Consider the following 19813-nt stretch of genomic DNA (forward strand, 5'->3'; position numbering starts at 1 on the left):
GCATTTCGGGTGAATCGGTTGCGACGCATCAGAGGTGGTGTAAGGCTCATTTTCGAGCGCGCCGGAAGTGCCGGGGCCCGGCCGGCTCGGTGAGCTAGTTGACGGGCGGGTAGGCGTTCCTGACCAGCTCCTGGAACTGGGCGGAGAACCACTGGCCCGACAGCGGGGCGCCGCCGAGGGCGCCCGACATGTTGTTGCCGTTGAGGTTGTTGCCGGTGTAGGTCGGGTCGCACATCCGGTCGAACTTCTTGCCCTCGTCGTTCGGGATGTCGGTGCTGGCGCCGTCGGACTCACCCGGAGGCTTGATCCAGACGTAGGCGTCGAAGCCGGGCTCGGGGCTGGTCGTCGGACGGGCGCCGAGGCCCGCGCCGCTCTGGTTGCACCAGTTGCCGGCGTGGATGCGGCGGTCGACGCGCGACTGGTTGACGAACGTGTTCACGTCCGTCGAGGTGCTCGCGCCGCCCGGACGGGCGGTGCCGCCCCAGCCGTTGCGCGAGGTGTCGACCAGCATGCCGAGCCCGGGCTTGAAGCCCTTGTTGACCAGCGCGGTGCGCAGCGCCGCGGCGAAGGTGGACTCGTCCACGTAGTAGTTCCAGTCGATCCACTTGGACTGGCGGACGGTCTGGCCGTTCACCAGGGTGTTGATCGTGAAGTACGGCTCCTTGGTGGCTGAGTAGTTGGCGGTGTTGACGATGAAGCCGTCCACGCTGTCCACGCCGGCCGTGGTGCCCGCGGCCATGTTGTAGAAGAGGTTCACGGCGGGGGCGAAGTTCGAGTCCCAGCCGAGCCAGGCATGGTGGGCGGCGTCCACGTAGGTGTAGACGTTGGTGATCGCGTGCAGCTTGTCGAGCGCGTACCGGACGCCGTCCACGTAGCCGCCGGCCTGGTTGGCCTCGGCGCACTTCGGGAAGTTGTTGGTGTTGGTGATCAGGTTGGGCAGCGAGTCGGGCTCGACGATCGTGACGATGCGCAGGTTGGCGTACTTGGGGTCGCGCAGGATGTTCGCGATCACGTCGATGTACTCGGCCTTGTAGCGGTTGAAGCCGTTCTGGGCGATCAGCAGTTCGCCGTTGGAGGCCAGGGCCGAGCAGTCGCGGTTGGGCAGGTCGTAGATGACGAACTGCACGGTCAGCGGGGCCGAGCCGTTGAGGGCGTCCTGGGCGACGGCCTCGTCCAGGTGGGCCTGGAGGCCCATGGCCGAGGAGGAGCCGGCGATGGCCGCGATGCGGTCGATCCACACGGCGGTGGAGGTGTTGGCGACGGCGGCGCCGCCGGGCTCGGCCGCGGCCTTGGCCTTCCACTGCGGGTTCACGTAGCCGGTGGCGCCGGCGTACGGGTTCTCGACGTGGCCGGTGGGCGGCTGGCCGTCGTCGTCGGCCTCGGTGGCGGTGACCGTCTTGGAGGTCAGGCCGGCGGAGGCGACGGTGAAGGCGCGGGTGCCGTTGGCGCTGTCGGCGTCCTGCGCGGCGGCCAGGGTCACCGTCTGGGCGGTGTTCCAGTTGGCCGGCGTGAAGGTGAGGCTGCCGCCGCCGGAGACGGTCAGGTCGGCGTCGCCGCTGCCGGCCGCCGAGGTGACGGTCACGTTCGCGGACGGCTGCGCGGCCAGCTTGACCGTGTACGTCGCCGTCCCGCCCTCGGGCACGGTCACCGACGTGGGCGTCACGAGCAGCGCCTGCTCCACGACCGCGTCGTCGTCCACCTCGGTCGCGTTGACGGTGGCCGAGGTGACGCCGGTGCCACCGACGGAGAAGGCCGCCGTGCCCGCGGTGGTGTCGGCGTCCTGGGCGGCGGCCAGGGTGACCGTCTGGGCGGTGTTCCAGTTGGCGGGGGTGAAGGTGAGCGAGCCGCCCGCGCTGACGGTCAGGTCGGTGTCACCGCTGGTCCGCTGGGTGGTGACGGTGACGTTCGAGGTGGGGGCGGAGGACAGCTTGGCGGTGAAGGTGGCGGTGCCGCCCTCGTTGACCGCGACCGAGCTGGCGGAGGTCACCACCGAGGGGGTGGTGGGGGTGACGCCGCCGCAGGTCACGCCGTTCACGGTGAACGAGGTGGGCGGGTTGTTGCTGCCCGACCAGGTGCCGTTGAAGCCCATGGTGGTGGAGGCGCCGGTGGCCAGGCTGCCGTTGTAGGGCATGTTCGTCGCGGTGACGTGCGTGCCCGACTGCGTCCAGTTGGCGCTCCAGCCCGTCGGGGTGTACTTCTGGCCGGTGCCGGGGAAGTCGAAGCCCAGCGTCCACGAGGTGATCGGGTCGCCGGTGTTCTTCAACGTGATGTTCGCGGTGAAACCGCCCTGACCGGGGCTGCTCGTCCACGAGTTGGCGGAGTAGGTCACGTCGCAGTTCACCGCGGCGCTGGCGGCCGTGGTCTGGCCGACGACGAGGCCGAGGGCCGCGACGCTCGCGGCGGTCATGGTCACGGCCCATCGGCGCGGGCCGCTGTTGAGTCTCACTAGCGATCATCTCCAGGAACTCAGTTGGCTGGGAGCGCTCCCATAGTGAGACGCCCCCAGAGCCCTGTAAATGAGCGCGGTTCCGCGCCGGGCGTCCCCGGGCCACATGCTCGCCGAATGCCCCGGAAGGTGGATGAAACTTTCATCATCGGCAGCCTGGTGAGAGGAAACGCGGGGGCCGCCGGACGGCCGATCCGTTGACATACGCCGCCGGGCATCCACAATCCCCTTTGGGAGCGCTCCCACACCCCTACTCCCATGGAGATCCCGTGAAGCACAGACCTCCTTCCCGCCTTTCCCGCTTATCGAGGCGGCTCGCCGTGGCCACGACGCTCGTCCTCGCGGCGGGCACGACCACGACCCTCGCCGCGCTTCCCGCGCACGCGGCCGTCGCCTGCGACGTGACGTACACCGCCAACCAGTGGACGAGCGGCCCAGGTCAGGGCGGGTTCACCGCCAACCTGACGCTGAAGAACACCGGCGACCCGATCACCTCGTGGACGCTCGGCTTCGACTTCCCGACCGCGGGCCAGAAGTACACGCCCACCGGCTGGAGCGCCAACTGGAGCCAGTCGGGCACGCACGTCACCGCGACCAACATGCCGTGGAACGGCAGCCTGGCCACCGGCGCCTCGACGACGCTCGGCTTCAACGGCACCTGGACGGGCAGCAACCCGAACCCGACCTCGTTCACGGTGAACGGCGTGACCTGCGGCGGCGCCAACACCCCGCCCACGGTGGGGCTGACCTCGCCCACCGCCGGCCAGACGTACACCGCCCCGGCCACCGTGGCCATCGCCGCGAACGCCGCCGACACCGACGGCACGGTCTCCAAGGTCGACTTCTACCAGGGCTCGACGCTGCTCGGCACCGACACCTCGGCGCCCTACGGCTACACCTGGCAGAACGTGGCCGCGGGGAGCTACTCGATCACCGCGAAGGCCACCGACAACGGCGGCGCGACCACGACCTCGGCCCCCGTCGGGATCACCGTCTCGCAGAACACCGGGCCCGCCCTCGTGGTCAGCCCGCTCACGATCTCCGTGCCGGAGAAGGGGACTGCGGGCTTCGGCGTGAAGCTCTCGCAGGCGCCCGCCGCGAACGTGACCGTCACCACCGCCCGCACCAGCGGTGACGCCGACCTGACCGTCGGCTCGGGCGGCACGCTCACCTTCACGCCCGCCAACTGGAACACCGCCCAGAACGTCACCCTGGCGGCGGCGGACGACGCCGACACCACCAGCGGCACCGCCGAGTTCACGGTGAGCGCGACCGGCTACACCTCGGTCAAGGTCACCGCCAGCGAGGCGGACGACGACCTCGGCGGCGACAACGAGTACGTCAAGCGCTTCGTGGAGATGTACAACGAGCTGCACGACCCGGCCAACGGGTACTTCTCGCCCGAGGGCGTGCCGTACCACTCGGTGGAGACGTTCATGGTCGAGGCGCCCGACCAGGGGCACGAGACCACGTCCGAGGCCTACAGCTACTACCTGTGGCTGGAGGCGACCTACGGGCAGGTGACCGGCGACTGGGCGAAGTTCAACAACGCCTGGGCCTCGATGGAGAAGTACATCATCCCCGCGACCGCCGACCAGCCGACGAACTCCTTCTACAACCCCTCGAAGCCGGCCACGTACGCGGCCGAGTACAACGACATCAAGCAGTACCCGACGCAGATCGACTCCGGCGTCTCGGTGGGCTCCGACCCGCTGGCCAACGAGCTGAAGAGCGCGTACGGCACCGGCGACGTCTACGGCATGCACTGGCTGCTCGACGTCGACAACACCTACGGCTTCGGACGCTGCGGCGACGGGACCACCAGGCCCGCCTACATCAACACCTACCAGCGCGGGCCCGAGGAGTCGGTCTTCGAGACGATCCCGCAGCCGTCCTGCGACACCTTCAAGCACGGCGGCACGAACGGATATCTCGACCTGTTCATCAAGGACAGCTCGTACGCCAAGCAGTGGAAGTACACCAACGCGCCCGACGCCGACGCCAGGGCCGTGCAGGCCGCGTACTGGGCGCAGACGTGGGCCCAGCAGCAGGGCAAGGAGTCGCAGATCTCGGCGTCGGTCGCCAAGGCCGCGAAGATGGGCGACTACCTGCGCTACGCGATGTACGACAAGTACTTCAAGAAGCCCGGCTGCACCAGCACCTCGTGCGCCGCGGGCACCGGCAAGGACGCCTCCAACTACCTGCTGTCCTGGTACTACGCCTGGGGTGGCGCGACCGACTCCAGCGCGGGCTGGGCCTGGCGCATCGGCTCCAGCCACAACCACTCCGGCTACCAGAACCCGCTCGCGGCCTGGGCGCTGGCCAACGTGGCCGAGCTGAAGCCCAAGAGCGGCACCGGCGCGGCCGACTGGAGCACCAGCCTGACCCGCCAGCTCCAGTTCTACACCTGGCTCCAGTCCGCCGAGGGTGCCATCGCGGGCGGCGCGACCAACAGCTGGGAGGGCCACTACGCCACCCCGCCGGCCGGCCTGCCGAAGTTCCACGGCATGACCTACGACTGGCAGCCCGTCTACCACGACCCGCCGTCGAACCAGTGGTTCGGGTTCCAGGCGTGGACCATGGAGCGGGTGGCCGAGCTCTACTACGCCTCGGGCAACGCCGACGCCAAGGCGCTGCTGGACAAGTGGGTCTCCTGGGCGATGGCCAACACCACGATCAACGCGGACGGCACGTACCAGATCCCGTCGACGCTGAAGTGGACCGGTCAGCCCGTCGCCGACTTCAGCGACCCGAACGTCATGCCGCCGCCCAACCCCGGCCTGCACGTGACGGTCGCCGACTACACCAACGACGTCGGCGTGGCCGGCTCGTACGCCAAGACGCTGATGTACTACGCGGCCAAGGCGAACAACACCGCGGCCAGGAACATGGCCAAGGCGCTGCTGGACGGCGTGTGGAAGAACCGCGACGCCAAGGGCGTGTCGGTGCCGGAGACCAAGACCGACTACAAGCGGCTGAACGACCCGGTCTACGTGCCCCCGGGCTGGACCGGCAAGATGCCGAACGGCGACACGATCAACTCCAGCTCGACGTTCATGTCGATCAGGTCCTTCTACAAGAACGACCCCGACTGGCCCAAGGTGAACGCCTACCTCCAGGGCACGGGCCCCGCGCCCACGTTCAACTACCACCGCTTCTGGGCGCAGGTGGACGTGGCCGTGGCCCTGGCCGAGTACGGGCGGCTCTTCCCGTGAGAAAGGCGGCGATGATCGCCGCGGCGTCGCTGGTCCTGCCCCTGCTCGCAGGGGTGGGGCCGGTGGCCCACGCGGCCGCGCCCGCCTTCGCCTACGGTGAGGCGCTGCAGAAGTCGCTGTGGTTCTACGAGGCCCAGCAGTCGGGCGACCTGCCCGGCTGGAACCGCGTCTCCTGGCGCGGCGACTCGGGCATGAACGACGGCAAGGACGCCGGGCTGGACCTGACCGGAGGCTGGTACGACGCGGGCGACCACGTCAAGTTCGGCTTCCCGATGGCCTTCTCGGCCACGATGCTGGCCTGGGGCGGTGTCGAGTACCGCGACGCCTACGCGGGCTCCGGCCAGCTCACCCACCTGCTGAACAACCTGAGGTTCGTCAACGACTACTTCGTCAAGGCCCACCCGTCGGCCAACGTGCTGTACGGGCAGGTCGGCAACGGCGGCACCGACCACGCCTGGTGGGGCCCGGCCGAGGCCATGCAGATGAACCGGCCCGCCTACAAGATCGACGCGTCCTGCGGCGGCTCGGACCTGGCGGGGGAGACGGCGGCGGCGATGGCGGCCTCGTCGATCGTCTTCCGCCCGACCGATCCGGCCTACGCCGACAAGCTGGTGACGCACGCCAAGCAGCTCTACTCCTTCGCCGACACGGTCAGGAAGAAGTACAGCGACTGCATCAGCGACGCCCAGGGCTACTACAACTCCTGGAGCGGCTTCAACGACGAGCTGGTCTGGGGGGCGATCTGGCTCTACCGGGCCACGAACGACGCCGCCTACCTGGCCAAGGCCGAGGCCGGTTACGACAACCTGGGCAACGAGCCGCAGACCACGACGAAGTCGTACAAGTGGACGATCGCGTGGGACGACAAGTCGTACGGCGCGTACGTGCTGCTGCACAAGCTCACCGGCAAGCAGAGGTACCTCGACGACGCCAACCGCTGGCTCGACTGGTGGACGGTCGGCGTCAACGGCTCCAAGGTCAAGTACTCGCCGGGCGGCGAGGCCGTGCTGGACCGGTGGGGGTCGCTGCGGTACGCGGCCAACACTTCGTTCGTCGCGCTCGTGCACAGCGACTCGATCACCGATCCCGACCGCAAGGCGCGCTACCACGACTTCGCGGTCCGGCAGATCAACTACGCGCTCGGCGACAACCCGCGCAACTCCTCGTACCTGATCGGATTCGGGGCGAACCCACCGAAGAACCCGCACCACCGTACGGCGCACGGCTCGTGGACCGACCAGATCACCAACCCGGTCGACAGCCGCCACACCCTGTACGGCGCGCTGGTCGGCGGCCCGCCCGACCCCGACGACGTCTACACCGACAAGCGCGACGACTACGTCATGAACGAGGTCGCGACCGACTACAACGCGGGCTTCACCAGCGCCGTGGCCCGGCTCTACAAGGAGTACGGGGGAGCGCCCGCGGCGAACTTCCCGCCCGCCGAGACCCCGGACGGCCCGGAGATCTTCGTCGAGGCCGGCGTGAACGCCTCCGGCACGAACTTCACCGAGATCAAGGCCATCGTCCGCAACCAGTCGGCCTGGCCCGCCCGGGTCCTGTCGGACGGCTCGTTCCGCTACTACTTCACCCTCGACGGCTCGACGACCGCCTCGCAGGTCAGCGTGTCGTCGGCGTACACGCAGTGCAAGGCCCCGACGCTCGGCTCGGCGGGCGGGCGCGTGTACTACGTGAACATCGACTGCTCCGGGCAGGCCATCGCCCCGGCCGGGCAGTCGCAGCACCGCAGGGAGGTGCAGTTCAGGATCACCAGCACGGGCTCCTGGGACCCGACCGACGACTGGTCGTACAAGGGCATCCCGGTGACGCCGGGCGCGACGCCGGTGCTGACGAAGAACATCACCCTCCACAGCGGCGCCACCAAGATCTGGGGTGAGCCCCCGGGGCCGGAGGAGCAGGACACGACAGCGCCCAGCAAGCCGGGCAAGCCCACGGTCTCCGGGATCACGGGCACGGCGGCGAAGCTGACCTGGACGGCCTCCACGGACAACGTGGGAGTGACCGGTTACGACGTCTACCTGGGGTCCACCAAGGCGGGCACGGCCACCGGCACCACCTTCGACCTGAGCGGGCTCACCCCTGCCACGGCCTACGCCGCCCACGTGGTGGCCAGGGACGCGGCGGGCAACACCTCTGCGGCCTCGGACGAGACGGCGTTCACCACCACCAACAGCGAGGACAGAACACCGCCCAGCAAACCCGGCAAACCGTCCGTCTCGGGCATCACCGGCTCGGGTGCGAAGGTGAGCTGGGCGGCCTCGACGGACGACGTCGGGGTGAGCGGTTACGACGTCTACCTCGGCGCCGCCAAGGCGGGCACGGCCACCGGCACGTCGTACGACCTGACCGGGCTCAGCCCCGCGACGGCGTACACCGTCTCGGTGGTGGCCAGGGACGCGGCGGGCAACAGCTCGCCGGCCTCCGACGGCACGGCGTTCACCACCGCGGACGCGCCGACCGGCGGTTGCGCGGCCACGTTCAAGGTCACCAACTTCTGGAACGGCGCGTACCAGGCCGAGGTGACGGTCAAGAACACCGGCGCCGCGGCCGTCACCGGCTGGACGGCCGCCTGGTCGTCGGCCGGCCAGATCACCCAGCTCTGGGGCGGCAGGCTCACCCAGACCGGCTCGAACGTGTCGGTCAGGAACGAGGCGTGGAACGGCGGGCTCGCCCCCGGCGCCACGACCACGTTCGGCTTCATCGCCAACGGCACCCCCGTCACCCCCGACCCGATCACCTGCACCCTCGCCTGAGCCGAACCCCCGCCCCGCCGCGACGACGGCGGGGCGGGCGGTTCCGCGGCTCAGTGAAAGGCAGCCCATGCGATCACTGTTCACCGCGTCGGTTCTCGCCGCCGCGCTCGTGGCCGCTTCGTTGGTCCTGCCGGGCACCGCGGCGCAGGCCGCCACCGGCATCCACGTGAGCGGCACGAAGATCCTGGAAGGCAACGGCCAGGAGTTCGTGATGCGCGGCACCAGCCACGCCCACACCTGGTACCCCGGCCAGACCAAGGCGTTCGCCGACATCAAGTCGCTGAAGGCCAACACCGTGCGCGTCGTGCTCAGCGGCGGCCGGTGGAGCGCCAACTCCGTCTCCGACGTGGCCGACGTGGTCTCCCTGTGTAAGCAGAACAAGCTCATCTGCGTGCTGGAGGACCATGACACCACCGGGTACGGCGAGCAGAGCGGCGCGTACACCCTCGACCAGGCCGCCGACTACTGGATCGGCGTCAAGAGCGCCCTGGTCGGCCAGGAGGACTACGTCGTCGTCAACATCGGCAACGAGCCGATCGGCAACAACGCCACCACCCCCGGCTGGGCCGACGCCACCAAGGCCGCGATCCAGAAGCTGCGCGCCAACGGCCTGCGCCACGCGCTCATGGTGGACGCCCCCGCCTGGGGGCAGGACTGGCAGAACGTCATGCGGGACAACGCCACGTCCGTCTTCAACGCCGACCCCGACAAGAACACGATCTTCTCCGTGCACATGTACGGCGTCTACGACACGGCCGCCGAGATCACGTCGTACATGGACGCGTTCCGGACCGCCGGGCTGCCGCTGGTCGTCGGCGAGTTCGGGTTCGACCACTCCGACGGCAACCCCGACGAGGACACGATCATGGCTCAGGCCGTGAGCCGCGGCCTCGGCTACCTCGGCTGGTCGTGGAGCGGCAACGGCGGCGGCGTCGAGTACCTGGACCAGGTCACCGGCTTCGACGTCAGCCAGCTCACCTCGTGGGGCCGGCGGCTGTTCAACGGCGCCAACGGCATCGCCGCGACCGCCAGGCAGGCGTCCGTCTACGGCGGCGGCACCACCGACCCCACCCCGCCGAGCGCACCCGGCACCCCGTCGGCCTCGAACGTCACCTCGTCCGGCGCCACCCTGACCTGGACGGCCGCCACCGACAACGTCGGCGTGACCGGCTACGACGTCTACACCTCGACCGGCACCCCGCTCGGGGCGACGGCCACGACCTCGATCACCCTGACCGGCCTGTCACCCTCGACCGCCTACCAGGTGTACGTGAAGGCCAGGGACGCCGCCGGCAACCAGTCGGCCGCCTCGCCCACGGCCTCCTTCACCACCCTGGCCGGTGGCGGCGACGGCGGCTGCACGGCCGTGGGGACCGTCCAGAGCCAGTGGGGCAACGGGTACGTCCTGCAACCCGTCACGGTGACCAACACCGGCACGACCACCAGGAACGGCTGGACGGTGACGTTCACGCTGCCCGCGGGCCACACCGTGACCGGCTTCTGGAACGCCGCGGTGACGGTCAGCGGGCGGACCGTGACGGCGAAGAACCTGGGCTACAACGGCACGCTCGCCCCCGGCTCCGCCACCGGTTTCGGGGTCCAGGCCGGGCGTCCGAGCGGCGACACGTCCGTTCCGTCCGGCTACACCTGCGCCGGCTAGAGAAGGAGGAGGTGAGGCCGATCGGCTGACCCTGCCCGCGACACCATCCCGCCCGGATGGGACGGACGCGGCCGGCGAACCCCCTCCCGGCCGCGTCCGTTTACGCGATCCACCCGCCAGAGGCGTCGGGTCAGCCGGGGGTGAGGGCTTGGGTGAAGCGTGCGCGGGCCGCGTCGATGGCCGCCTCGTCCGAGAACTCGGCGAACGCCTCCTCGTGGTAGCGCCCCGGGATCAGCTCCCTGACCCGCTCCGGGTACCCCGGCCCGTCCGCCGGCACCTTGACCTGCGGCGGCACACCCAGCCGTACGGCGATGGGCCCCGACGCCCGCACGGACATGGCCCAGTCGCGGCTCTCGCCGACGATCGCGCACAGGTGCCGCGCGTAGACCCAGCGCACCTCGGCCAGGCCGGCGGCGTCCGGTGGGTCCGTGCCGAACGGCTCCACCGCGCACACCACCCGCGACTCGAACCCGTGCCCGTGGTCGTGGTGCTCCTCGGGCGTGGCGCGTTCGAGGATCAGCGTCACCTGGGCGGCGAGCTCCTGGTCGAGCCGCGCCGACCCCTGGTCGACGGCGAACAGCGTCACCCCGGCCAGCGCCAGGCCGGCCAGGGCGACGCCTGCCGCGATCTGCCCGCGACGGGTTGCGTTCACGGGCTCGTGCAGGTCAGCGTGGGTGCGGGGCTCGGGATCGAGCCGGTGGCGTTGAAGCCGAACGTGGTGGTCGCGTTCGGCGCGAGCTGGCCGTTGTAGGAGGCGTTCTTCATGGACACGTTCGGTGGCTGGGAGGAGAGCACGCCGTTCCAGGGGGTGCCGTCGAAGCCCTGGCCGCCGGCGTAGGTCCACTTGACCGTCCAGCCGTTCAGCGAGGCGGTGCCGGTGTTCTTCACCGTCACCTCGCCCTGGAAGTGGCCGGCCCAGCCGGTGTCGGTGGCCTTCCAGGTGGCGGAGCAACCGCCGGGAGGGGGCACTGTCGGGGTGACGGTCGGGGTGGCGGTGGGGGTGCCCGAAGGCGTGCCGCCGCCGGGGCCGACGCCCGTGACCTGGCCGTTGCCGCCGTCGAAGACGACGTCGGAGCAGCTGTAGAAGTTCTCGTTGCTGTCGGAGCGGATCCAGTGCGTGTAGATGATGTGACGCCCGGTCTTGCCGGAGGGGAGCTGGGCGTTCCAGGAGTAGTAGTTGAGCCCGCCGGGGCCGCCGCTGGCGGGCGGGTTGGTGACGCTGCCGAACGACTCCAGGTCCGACCACTTGAGCGGACCGTCGGGGTTCCAGCCGTTCTTGGTGACGTAGTAGACGAACGTGCCGGGGTGCTGGGCCCAGTTGCTGTGCCGCATCTGGATGCTCGCGCCCGAGGTCAGGTGCGTCTGCGGCCAGTCGGAGCGTACGGCGTTGTAGGCGGTGAAGTCGTAGGGGCCGCCGGTGCCGCCGCTGCAGAGCTGGCCGTCGGGGATGAAGCCGCTGGTACGCCCGGCGCCGTCGGAACGCAGCACGGCGAACCAGTTGTACAGCGGGGTCGGGCCGCTCTGGGCGACGGCCGCCGCGCAGGCCGGGTTGTAGGACTGGATCTGGCCGTTCTCGCGCAGGCCGTCCTGCCAGCACAGGAACGTCCGTGCTCCGGGGAACATGGACACGCCGTGGGCCTGCGCCTGTTGCGGCGCGATCAGTACGGTGGTCAGCAGGATGAGGGCGGCGGTGAGGACCGCCGTCCGGAAGTGTTTCATGGGGATTCCTTCGCGCAGGGGAACACAGGAATCTGCCCACGATCAGCCCGCCCGGCCAGCGCATTGAACCACGGCGACCGGCGTCCCGACAACGCGGTGTGAAACTTTCAGCCGATCGTGGTCACGGTTGCCCTGGTGGCCCGGCACCGGGGCGGCGGGCGGTGGCGGGGCTGCTTGCCGTAGGAGGCCCGACGCCGGGACCCTGAATGTTGGGAGCGCTCCCAGCACCTCCCTCGACCAGAGAAGCGGGAGCAACATGCCATGAGGCGCGTGCAGATCATCGTCCTGGCCGTCGCGGCGTTACTCGGCGCCGGCCTGTTCCCGGCACCGGCGCAGGCCGCCCCGGTGCTGTGCGAGAAGTGGGGCTCGACCACCGTCCAGAACGACCGCTACATCGTCATGAACAACGTCTGGGGCGCCGACACCGCGCAGTGCGTCGACGTCAACCAGAACGGCGGCTTCACCGTCACCCGGTCCGAGCACGACAAGGCCACGAACGGCGCCCCGGCCGCCTACCCGGCCATCTACGCCGGCTGCCACTACGCCGCCTGCACCTCCGGCAGCGGCCTGCCCGTGCAGGCCGGCTCGGCGGGCTTCGGCGCGCTGAGGTCGGCGGTCGCCATGACCTACCCCGGCTCCGGCACCTGGGACGCCGCCTACGACATCTGGTTCGACCCCACCCCGCGCACCGACGGCCAGAACACCGGCGCGGAGTTGATGATCTGGCTCAACAAGCGCGGCTCGATCCAGCCGGTCGGCTCCCAGGTCGGCACGGTGACCCTGGCCGGCGGCACCTGGCAGGTCTGGTACGGCAACATCGGCTGGAACGTCGTCTCCTACGTGCGCACCTCGGCGACCCCCTCGCTCGACTTCGCCGTCGACACCTTCTACTCCGACGCCGTCAGCCGCGGCTACGCCCAGCGCTCGTGGTATCTGACCAGCGTCCAGGCCGGGTTCGAGCCCTGGGTGGGCGGCGCCGGGCTGGCCGTCGACTCCTTCTCCTTCGGCTCCGGCGGCGGCACGACCGACCGCACGCCGCCCACCACGCCGGGCACCCCGACGGCCTCCGGCACCACGGCCGCCGCCACCACGCTCACCTGGGGCGCCTCCACCGACACCGGCGGCAGCGGTCTGGCCGGGTACGACATCCTGCGCGCCACCGGCGACACCTTCACCCAGGTCGGCACCAGCGCCACGACCTCCTACACCGACACCGGCCTGACCCCCGCCACGACGTACCGCTACCGCGTCAGGGCCCGGGACGGCGCGGGCAACCTCTCGCCCGAGTCCGCCGCCGTCACGGTCACCACCCAGAACGGCGGCGGAGGCGGCGGCTGCGCCGCGACCGCGATCACCCAGAACGCCTGGAGCAACGGCTACGTCATCCAGCCGGTCACCGTCACCAACCGCGGCACGGCCACGATCAACGGCTGGACCGTCACCTTCGCGCTCCCGCAGGGCCACACGATCACCGGGTCGTGGGGCGCGAACGTCTCCGTCGGCGGCGGTGTCGTGACCGTGCGGAACCTCCCCTACAACGGCACCCTGGCCCCGAACGCGAGCACCACCTTCGGCTTCCAGGCCAGCAGGCCCACCGGCGACACCCAGGTCCCCGCGGGCTACACCTGCACCTGACCCTGGCGGGCGGGAGTGGGTGCGCCTTGGCCCGACCCAGGCGAAGGCGCACCCGCGCCCGGCCGCGGCGAACGGGAGGTCTGAGCGTTACCCCGGGCGGCCGGGGGTCTGAGCTTTACCTCGGGCGGGCGCGAGGGGTGCGGAGCAGCTGTGTCCCTCAGTCCGGCTTCATGGCACGGTCGATCACCTTGAGCTTGGCCTCAAGCTCCGCGCGGCAGGCGGGGGCCAGGCGGCCCTCCCTGGCCCGGTCGGCGACCTTGCGCCGCAGCTCGGCCATGCCGGTGACCTCGGGCCCGCGCACCACCGAGCCGCGCACCACCGAGTTGCGCACCACCGAGTCGAGCACCTGCTTGAGGTCGAGCACCACGTCCGCATCGGTCGCGTCGCACGGCTCGCCGTCTTCGAGGGAGTCGTGGAAGCCGTCCACCGCCTGCTCGACGGTGACCGACCCGGCCGGCGCGCTCTCGACCACCCGGGAGGCCGACGCCGAAGCCGACGCCGAAGCCGACGCCGACGCCGACGGCGTCACGGCCGGTGCGGACGTCGGCGCGATCCGCGGCGACAGCACCGGCTCCGGCGCGGGCCGCTGGAACCACAGCAGCACGGTGAGCGCCACCAGCGCCGACCCCGCCACCGTCAGCCCGCGCCGCACCTGCCGGGCGATCCCGGCCGTGCCGAGCGCCGAGGTCAGCGAGGCGACGATGGACTCGGCCGTGGGCCGCTCCTCGGGCAGGTGCGCCAGGCAGCTCTGGCAGAGCGAGGCGACGCCGTACGGCACGCCGGTCACCCGGGGCGGTGGATCGGTCCGGCGCGCCGCCTCGATCTCCTCCCACGTGGTCTCCGGGTACGGGGTGCGCCCGGTGAGCATGGCGAACAGCAGCACGCCCAGGGCGTACACGTCCACGGCCGGGTGGGTGGGGGCGCCGAGGAGGCGTTCGGGGGCGACGTAGGGAGGGGTGCCGCGGTCGTCGTCGGGGTCGCCGGCCCAGGCGGCGATGCCGAAGTCGAGCAGCTTCGGGCCGTCGGCGGTGAGCAGCACGTTCTCGGCGGTGACGTCCCGGTGGACCAGGCCGCGGGCGTGCCCGGCCATCAGCACGCGGGCCAGCCGCTGGGCGATGGCCGCCGCCTCGGTCCACGGCAGCGGCCCCTCGGCGATGCGCTCGGCCAGCGGGGTGCCGTCGAGCAGGGGCATCACCACGTACGCGGCCACGCCGCCCTTGGCGGTGACGGCCTCGCCGTAGTCGTAGATCTCGATCGAGTCGCGGTGGATGAACCGGGCCGCGGCACGGGCCTCGCTGCGCACCCGGACGCGTTCGCCGTGGTCGGTGTGCAGCGAGGCGGTCAGCACCTTGACCGCGACCAGCCGCTGCAACGACTGGTCGAAGGCACGCCAGATGACCGACATGCCGCCGTGGGCCAGCGGGTCCAGCAGCAGGTACCGCCGGGCCAGCACGTCCCCCGGCTCAAGCTGACTCACGGATGACCAGTTCCGTGGGGAGGACGGGGTCGATCCCCGTCGCCCCCGTCAGGAGCAGGCGGGTGGCGACCGTGGCGAGCTCCTCGACGGGCTGGCGGACGGTGGTCAGTGCCGGGACGGTGTGCCGGGCCACGGGGGCGTCGTCGAAGCCGATCACGGCGACGTCCGAGGGGACCTTGCGGCCGGCCCGGCGAAGGGCCTGGATCGCGCCGGCCGCCATCAGGTCGGAGGCGACGAAGACGGCGTCGAGGCCGGGCGCGTGGCGTAACAGCCATTGCATGGCGTGCGTGCCCGAGGCCGCGGTGAAGTCGCCGTACGCCACGGGCACGTCGGGGGCGCCGGCCGCCTGAAGGGTGCGTACGAGCCCTTCGAGACGGTCGCGGGCGGCGGGCAGGGACGGCGGGCCGCCGATGGCGGCCACGTTCCTGCGGCCCTGTAACAGCAGGTGTTCGGCCGCCTGCCGGCCGCCGTCGAGGTTGTCCACGTCGGCGTAGGGCAGCTTGAGGTCGTGCGGCGGCCGGCCGATGTTGCGGACCGGGATGCCCGCGGTGGACAGCTTGATGGCCAGCGGATGGCGTTCTCGCGCGCCGACGATGAGCACGGCGCCCGACAGCGCCGGGAGCGTCGAGGAGGTGGGCGTCACGGTCGTGACCATGAGGTGGGTGCCGTGCTCGGCGATCACCGCTCCGGCGGCGGACAGGAGCCTGGCGTAGTAGGGCTCGGAGAACAGGCGGGGGAGATGGTCGCAGATCACCGCCGTGACGCCGTCGGTCAGCGTCTTGGCGGCGCTTCCCCTGGGCGCGCGTTGGCGGACGTAGCCCATGCGGGAGACGGCGTCGTACACTTGCCGGCGGGTCGAGGTACTGACCCGCACCGAGCCCGTGAGGACTCGAGATGCGGTCGCGGGGGAAACCCCTGCAGCGGCCGCCACCTGTGCCAGTGTGGGCTGCTCGGTCATGGAGCACCTCGCGGAAAGATCCTGGGAGCGCTCCCACGTTACCAATGTTTCGCCGCTGTTAATAGGGCCTTCCCAGGGGGTGCGTCCCGGTGTGCGAACCCATTCCGAATCTGCTCAGGTAGGGGCGCTGGTTACCGCCAGACTTTTTGCGGTGAGCGCGGATCAATCCATATTTTCCGGCCGATAGGGGGTATCCGCGACGTGCCGGATACCCCCTTCGCGAACGTCCCTAGCGCCGGCCCCTGCCGCGCCCGTGGCCGTTGCCGTTGTTGTTCTGGTAACCCTGGCCGGGGCCGAAGTCGCCGTCGGGGTTGACGTCGTTGAGGTCCTGGCCCCTGTCGTCGGGCTCCTGCCTACGGGGGGCGCAGCCCTGGCCGCAGCCGCCGAAGCGGGAGGAGTCGACCGGGGTGAAGTCGGTCGCCGGGGTGCCCTTGAGCGCGGCCTTCATGGTGGCGTTCCAGATCGGGCCGGGGATCGAGGCGCCGAAGACCGAGGGGTAGTAGCGGCCGCCGATGGTGATGCTGTTCAGCTTGTGGGTCGTCGAGCCGCGCGGGTCGCCGATGCTGACCGCGCCGGCCAGGTCGGGGGTGAACCCGGCGAACCAGGCGGTGGCCTGGTCGTCGGTGGTGCCGGTCTTGCCCGCCGCCGGACGGCCGATGCCGCCGACCCCGCGCATCGTGCCCTTGGTGAAGACGCCGGACAGGATGTTCGCCGCCGCGTCGGCGACCTCGGGGTCGAACGCCTGCGTGCACTTGGGCTTGTACTCGGTCACCTTGCCGTTGCGGTCGGTGATCTGGGTGATGGCCGTGGGCGGGCAGTACTTGCCGCGCGCGCCGATCGCCGCGTAGGCCGTGGCCACGGTCACCGGGTCCATCTCGTTGATGCCGAGCGTGAAGGTCTCGAACTCCTGGAGCTTGCCGCCGTCGGAGCGCTTGATGCCGAGCGACTTGGCGGTCTCGACCACCTTGCAGAGGCCGACCTTCTGCTCCAGCGTCATGAAGAACGTGTTCACCGAGCCCCAGGTGCCGGTGGCCAGCGACTTGAAGCCGCCGCCGCCCTCGTCGTTGGTGACGGTGTGGCTCGGGTCGCCGACGTTCTGGTTCTTGCAGTTCTTGAACGCCCAGTAGTTGGGGGCGGTGTAGCCGCTGCCGACGTTGAAGCCGTCGTTGATCTTCATGCCCTGCTTGAGCGCGGTGAGCAGCGTGAACGTCTTGAACGTCGAACCGGCCTGGAAGCCGATGCCGCCGCCGTGCACCGCGTCGGCCACCACGTTGTACGACATCTCGTGCTTGCGCTTGGAGTTGCCGTACTTGCGGCTGGCGGCCATGGCCTTGATCTCGCCCGTGCCCGGCTTGACCAGCGCTTCGGAGGCCACCGGGTTGTCGGAGGCGAAGACGTGCTTCTTGATGGCCTCCTCGGCGGCCTCCTGCATCTTCGGGTCGATCGTGGTCTTGATCTCCAGGCCGCCCCGGTTGAGGAACTGGGTGCGGGCCTTCTTGGTCTTGCCGAAGGCCGGGTTGCTCAGGATCTCGTTGCGCACGTACATGCAGAAGTACGGGTACTGGCTCGCGCCGCAGCCGCCGGGCAGCGGGGTGCCCTTGTAGCCGAGCTTCTTGGCCCTGGCCTCTTCGTGCTGCTCAGGCGTGATCTTCTTGAGTTCGAGCATCCGGTCGAGGACCACGTTGCGCCGGTTGAGCAGCTGCGCGCGGGAGTCCTTGCCCAGGTTGGGGTCGGTCCTGTTCGGGTCCTGGACGGCGCCGGCCAGCGTGGCCGCCTGCCACAGCGTCAGCTCGGAGGCCGACACCCCGAAGAAGCGCTTGGCCGCCGCCTCGACCCCGTACGCGCCCGCGCCGAAATAGGCGATGTTGAGGTACTTGCCGAGGATCTCGTTCTTGTTGTACTTCTCCTCGACCGCCATCGCGTAGCGCAGCTCCTTGAGCTTGCGGGCGTAGCTGGCTTCGAGGGCCGCGTTCTTCTCCTTCTCGGTGGTGGCCGAGTTGAGCAGCACCTGCTTGACGTACTGCTGGGTGATGGAGGAGCCACCCTGGGCGATGCCGCCCCTGCTGAGGTTCTTGGCGAGGGCGCGCACGGTGCCCTCGATGTCGATCGCGCCGTGCTCGTAGAAGCGGTAGTCCTCGATGGAGATGATGGCCGTCTTCATGATGTCGGCCACCTCGTCGAGCGAGACGTTCTCCCGGTACTCCTCGTAGAACTGGGCGATCTGGTTGCCCTTGGCGTCGAGGACCGTCGTCTTCTCGGCGAGCGGCGGCTCCTTGAGGTCCTCCGGCTTGATGTTCAGTTCCTCGGACGCCGAGACGAACATCGCTCCGGTGCCACCGACCGCCGGCAACGCGATGGCCGCGGCCACCACTCCCGCGGCCATAGCAGCCCCGGTCAGGCGCACGACGCCCGACATTCGGGAACCCATGCGGAAAAACCCCCTCAACTTGGCTTTTGGGTGCATCCTAAACCCGCCCATGACCTGCTCTCTGTAAAAAGACGAAGCGCGCGGCCGAGGTGGATGCTTCTACCCCGGGTGAGACGTCGAAGCACGGCATTTGGTTCGCCGTGTTTCCCGGTGAATTCGTTTCCTGCGGGTCTGCGGGGATAGGGCCAGGTCATGACTTCTCACCGAGTGTTGCCACGCGAGCAGCCGCGGGTCCGTGAGCCGGTCACCGCCCCCCGCCGGAGGCCGGTCCTGGACGACACCCTGACCCTCCTGCTCGACCCGTACCGCTTCATCGGGGACCGGGCGCGGCGGCTCGGCGCCGACGTCTTCGAGACGCGGCTCCTCCTCCAGCCGGTCACCTGCATGACCGGGGCCGAGGCCGCCGAGGTCTTCTACGACCCCGAGCTGTTCGTCCGGCAGGGCGCCGCGCCCCGCAGGCTCCAGCTGACGCTGTTCGGCAGGGACGGCGTCCAGGCGCTCGACGGCGAGACCCACCGGGCGCGCAAGGCCATGTTCATGTCGCTGATGGGCAGGCAGGGCCGCGACCGGCTGACGGAGCTGGCCGGACGGCGCTGGCGCGAGCGCATCCGCGCGTGGCGGCGCATGCCGCGGGTCGTCCTGTACGACGAGGTCAGCGAACTGCTGTGCCAGGCGGTCTGCGACTGGACGGGCGCGCCGCTGCCGCCCGCGCGGGTGCCCGCCGCCACCGCCACGTTCCAGGCGGCCATCGAGGGCGCGGGCGGGATCGGCGTGCGCTACCTGCGCGGCCGGTACGCCAGGATCAAGGGTGACCTGTGGCTGTCCGGCCTGATCCGTTGCGCGCGCGACCACCCGGAACGCTTCGCCGGCACGGTGACCGGTCTGATCGCCGGTTACCGGGACCCCGACGGCACCTTGCTCCCGGCCAGGACCGCGGCCGTCGAGCTGCACAACGTGCTGCGGCCCACGGTGGCGGTGGCCAGGTTCGTGACGTTCGCGGCCATGGCCCTGCACGCCCACCCGGAGTACCACGAGCGCGTCCGCGAGGGCGACGAGCAGTTCGTCGAGCACTTCGTCCAGGAGGTGCGACGGTTCTACCCGTTCTTCCCGTTCGTCGCCGCCAAGGCGGCCAGGCCCTTCACCTGGAACGGCGAGCACTTCCCGCAGGGCCGGCGGACCCTGCTCGACCTGTACGGCACCGACCACGACTCGCGCCTGTGGGACCGTCCCGGCGAGTTCCGCCCGGAGCGGTTCGCCGAGTGGGACGGCGGCGAGTACGACTTCGTCCCCCAGGGAGGCGGCGACCACTACGAAGGGCACCGGTGCGCCGGCGAGTGGATCACCGTGGACCTGATGAAACAGGCGGTGACCGCGCTGACCCGCTGGATGACGTACGGGGTGCCCGCCCAGGACCTGCGCATGCCGTCGTGGCGCGCTCCGGCCGTGCCCAACAGCCGTTTCGTCATCGACCAGGTCGAGGCCGTCTGAGATTCGGCCAGCG

At 70.4% G+C, this 19813-nt stretch carries 11 protein-coding genes; 5 read left to right on the forward strand and 6 right to left on the reverse strand.

The features are described from left to right. Positions 1 to 94 precede the first annotated feature (94 nt). Entirely contained in the window at positions 95 to 2407 is a 2313-nt protein-coding gene (locus AB0J97_RS41580; RefSeq protein WP_364100049.1) for a glycoside hydrolase family 6 protein, read from the reverse strand. A 359-nt stretch (positions 2408 to 2766) separates the two neighbouring features. On the opposite strand from AB0J97_RS41580, the gene AB0J97_RS41585 reads away from it, so the two are divergent. The 3 genes from AB0J97_RS41585 to AB0J97_RS41595 all read left to right on the forward strand — a co-directional run bounded on the left by AB0J97_RS41585 (position 2767) and on the right by AB0J97_RS41595 (position 10095). Further along, positions 2767 to 5661 (forward strand): glycoside hydrolase family 48 protein, encoded by a 2895-nt coding sequence (locus AB0J97_RS41585; protein WP_364099862.1) that lies wholly within the window; start codon positions 2767 to 2769, stop codon positions 5659 to 5661. An 11-nt stretch (positions 5662 to 5672) separates the two neighbouring features. After that, complete coding sequence (locus AB0J97_RS41590) at positions 5673 to 8435, forward strand: glycoside hydrolase family 9 protein (RefSeq protein WP_364099865.1); 2763 nt, start codon at positions 5673 to 5675, stop codon at positions 8433 to 8435. Positions 8436 to 8502: 67 nt separating this feature from the next. Next, a complete protein-coding gene (locus AB0J97_RS41595) occupies positions 8503 to 10095 on the forward strand; it encodes a cellulase family glycosylhydrolase (protein WP_364099868.1) in 1593 nt (530 codons plus the stop codon). A 130-nt stretch (positions 10096 to 10225) separates the two neighbouring features. Here the strand turns inward: AB0J97_RS41595 and AB0J97_RS41600 are convergent, their stop codons facing one another. Further along, on the reverse strand, positions 10226 to 10747 hold the full coding sequence (locus tag AB0J97_RS41600) for a hypothetical protein (protein ID WP_364099871.1): 522 nt from the start codon (positions 10745 to 10747) through the stop codon (positions 10226 to 10228). Further along, positions 10744 to 11814, reverse strand: coding sequence for a lytic polysaccharide monooxygenase (locus AB0J97_RS41605; RefSeq protein ID WP_364099874.1), 1071 nt, complete (start codon positions 11812 to 11814; stop codon positions 10744 to 10746). The genes AB0J97_RS41600 and AB0J97_RS41605 overlap by 4 nt, the downstream gene beginning before the upstream one ends. Positions 11815 to 12084: 270 nt before the next feature. On the opposite strand from AB0J97_RS41605, the gene AB0J97_RS41610 reads away from it, so the two are divergent. After that, positions 12085 to 13449 (forward strand): cellulose binding domain-containing protein, encoded by a 1365-nt coding sequence (locus tag AB0J97_RS41610; protein WP_364099876.1) that lies wholly within the window; start codon positions 12085 to 12087, stop codon positions 13447 to 13449. Between the two features lie 157 nt (positions 13450 to 13606). Here the strand turns inward: AB0J97_RS41610 and AB0J97_RS41615 are convergent, their stop codons facing one another. From AB0J97_RS41615 to AB0J97_RS41625, 3 genes are all read right to left on the reverse strand, one after another. Beyond that, positions 13607 to 14926 carry a serine/threonine-protein kinase gene (locus AB0J97_RS41615; protein ID WP_364099879.1) on the reverse strand — a complete coding sequence of 440 codons (1320 nt, stop codon included), beginning with the start codon at positions 14924 to 14926 and terminating at the stop codon, positions 13607 to 13609. Beyond that, a complete protein-coding gene (locus AB0J97_RS41620; protein ID WP_357707108.1) occupies positions 14913 to 15884 on the reverse strand; it encodes a LacI family DNA-binding transcriptional regulator in 972 nt (323 codons plus the stop codon). Before AB0J97_RS41620 ends, AB0J97_RS41615 begins: the two co-directional genes overlap by 14 nt. Before the next feature lie 229 nt (positions 15885 to 16113). After that, positions 16114 to 18312 carry a transglycosylase domain-containing protein gene (locus tag AB0J97_RS41625; RefSeq protein WP_364099883.1) on the reverse strand — a complete coding sequence of 733 codons (2199 nt, stop codon included), beginning with the start codon at positions 18310 to 18312 and terminating at the stop codon, positions 16114 to 16116. Between the two features lie 192 nt (positions 18313 to 18504). Between AB0J97_RS41625 and AB0J97_RS41630 the strand changes: the two genes are divergently transcribed. Beyond that, on the forward strand, positions 18505 to 19800 hold the full coding sequence (locus AB0J97_RS41630) for a cytochrome P450 (protein ID WP_364099886.1): 1296 nt from the start codon (positions 18505 to 18507) through the stop codon (positions 19798 to 19800). The last annotated feature ends 13 nt before the right edge of the window (positions 19801 to 19813 follow it).

The sequence above is a fragment of the Nonomuraea sp. NPDC049607 genome, from assembly GCF_040675375.1.
Taxonomy (GTDB): Bacteria; Actinomycetota; Actinomycetes; order Streptosporangiales; family Streptosporangiaceae; genus Nonomuraea.

Bases quoted from the DNA above. Each gene is read 5' to 3' on its own strand.
- AB0J97_RS41595 (WP_364099868.1), top strand. From the start codon at position 8,503: ATGCGATCACTGTTCACCGCGTCGGTTCTCGCCGCCGCGCTCGTGGCC.
- AB0J97_RS41605 (WP_364099874.1), bottom strand. From the start codon at position 11,814: ATGAAACACTTCCGGACGGCGGTCCTCACCGCCGCCCTCATCCTGCTG.
- AB0J97_RS41580 (WP_364100049.1), bottom strand. From the start codon at position 2,407: ATGACCGCCGCGAGCGTCGCGGCCCTCGGCCTCGTCGTCGGCCAGACC.
- AB0J97_RS41625 (WP_364099883.1), bottom strand. From the start codon at position 18,312: ATGGGTTCCCGAATGTCGGGCGTCGTGCGCCTGACCGGGGCTGCTATG.
- AB0J97_RS41620 (WP_357707108.1), bottom strand. From the start codon at position 15,884: ATGACCGAGCAGCCCACACTGGCACAGGTGGCGGCCGCTGCAGGGGTT.
- AB0J97_RS41590 (WP_364099865.1), top strand. From the start codon at position 5,673: ATGATCGCCGCGGCGTCGCTGGTCCTGCCCCTGCTCGCAGGGGTGGGG.
- AB0J97_RS41630 (WP_364099886.1), top strand. From the start codon at position 18,505: ATGACTTCTCACCGAGTGTTGCCACGCGAGCAGCCGCGGGTCCGTGAG.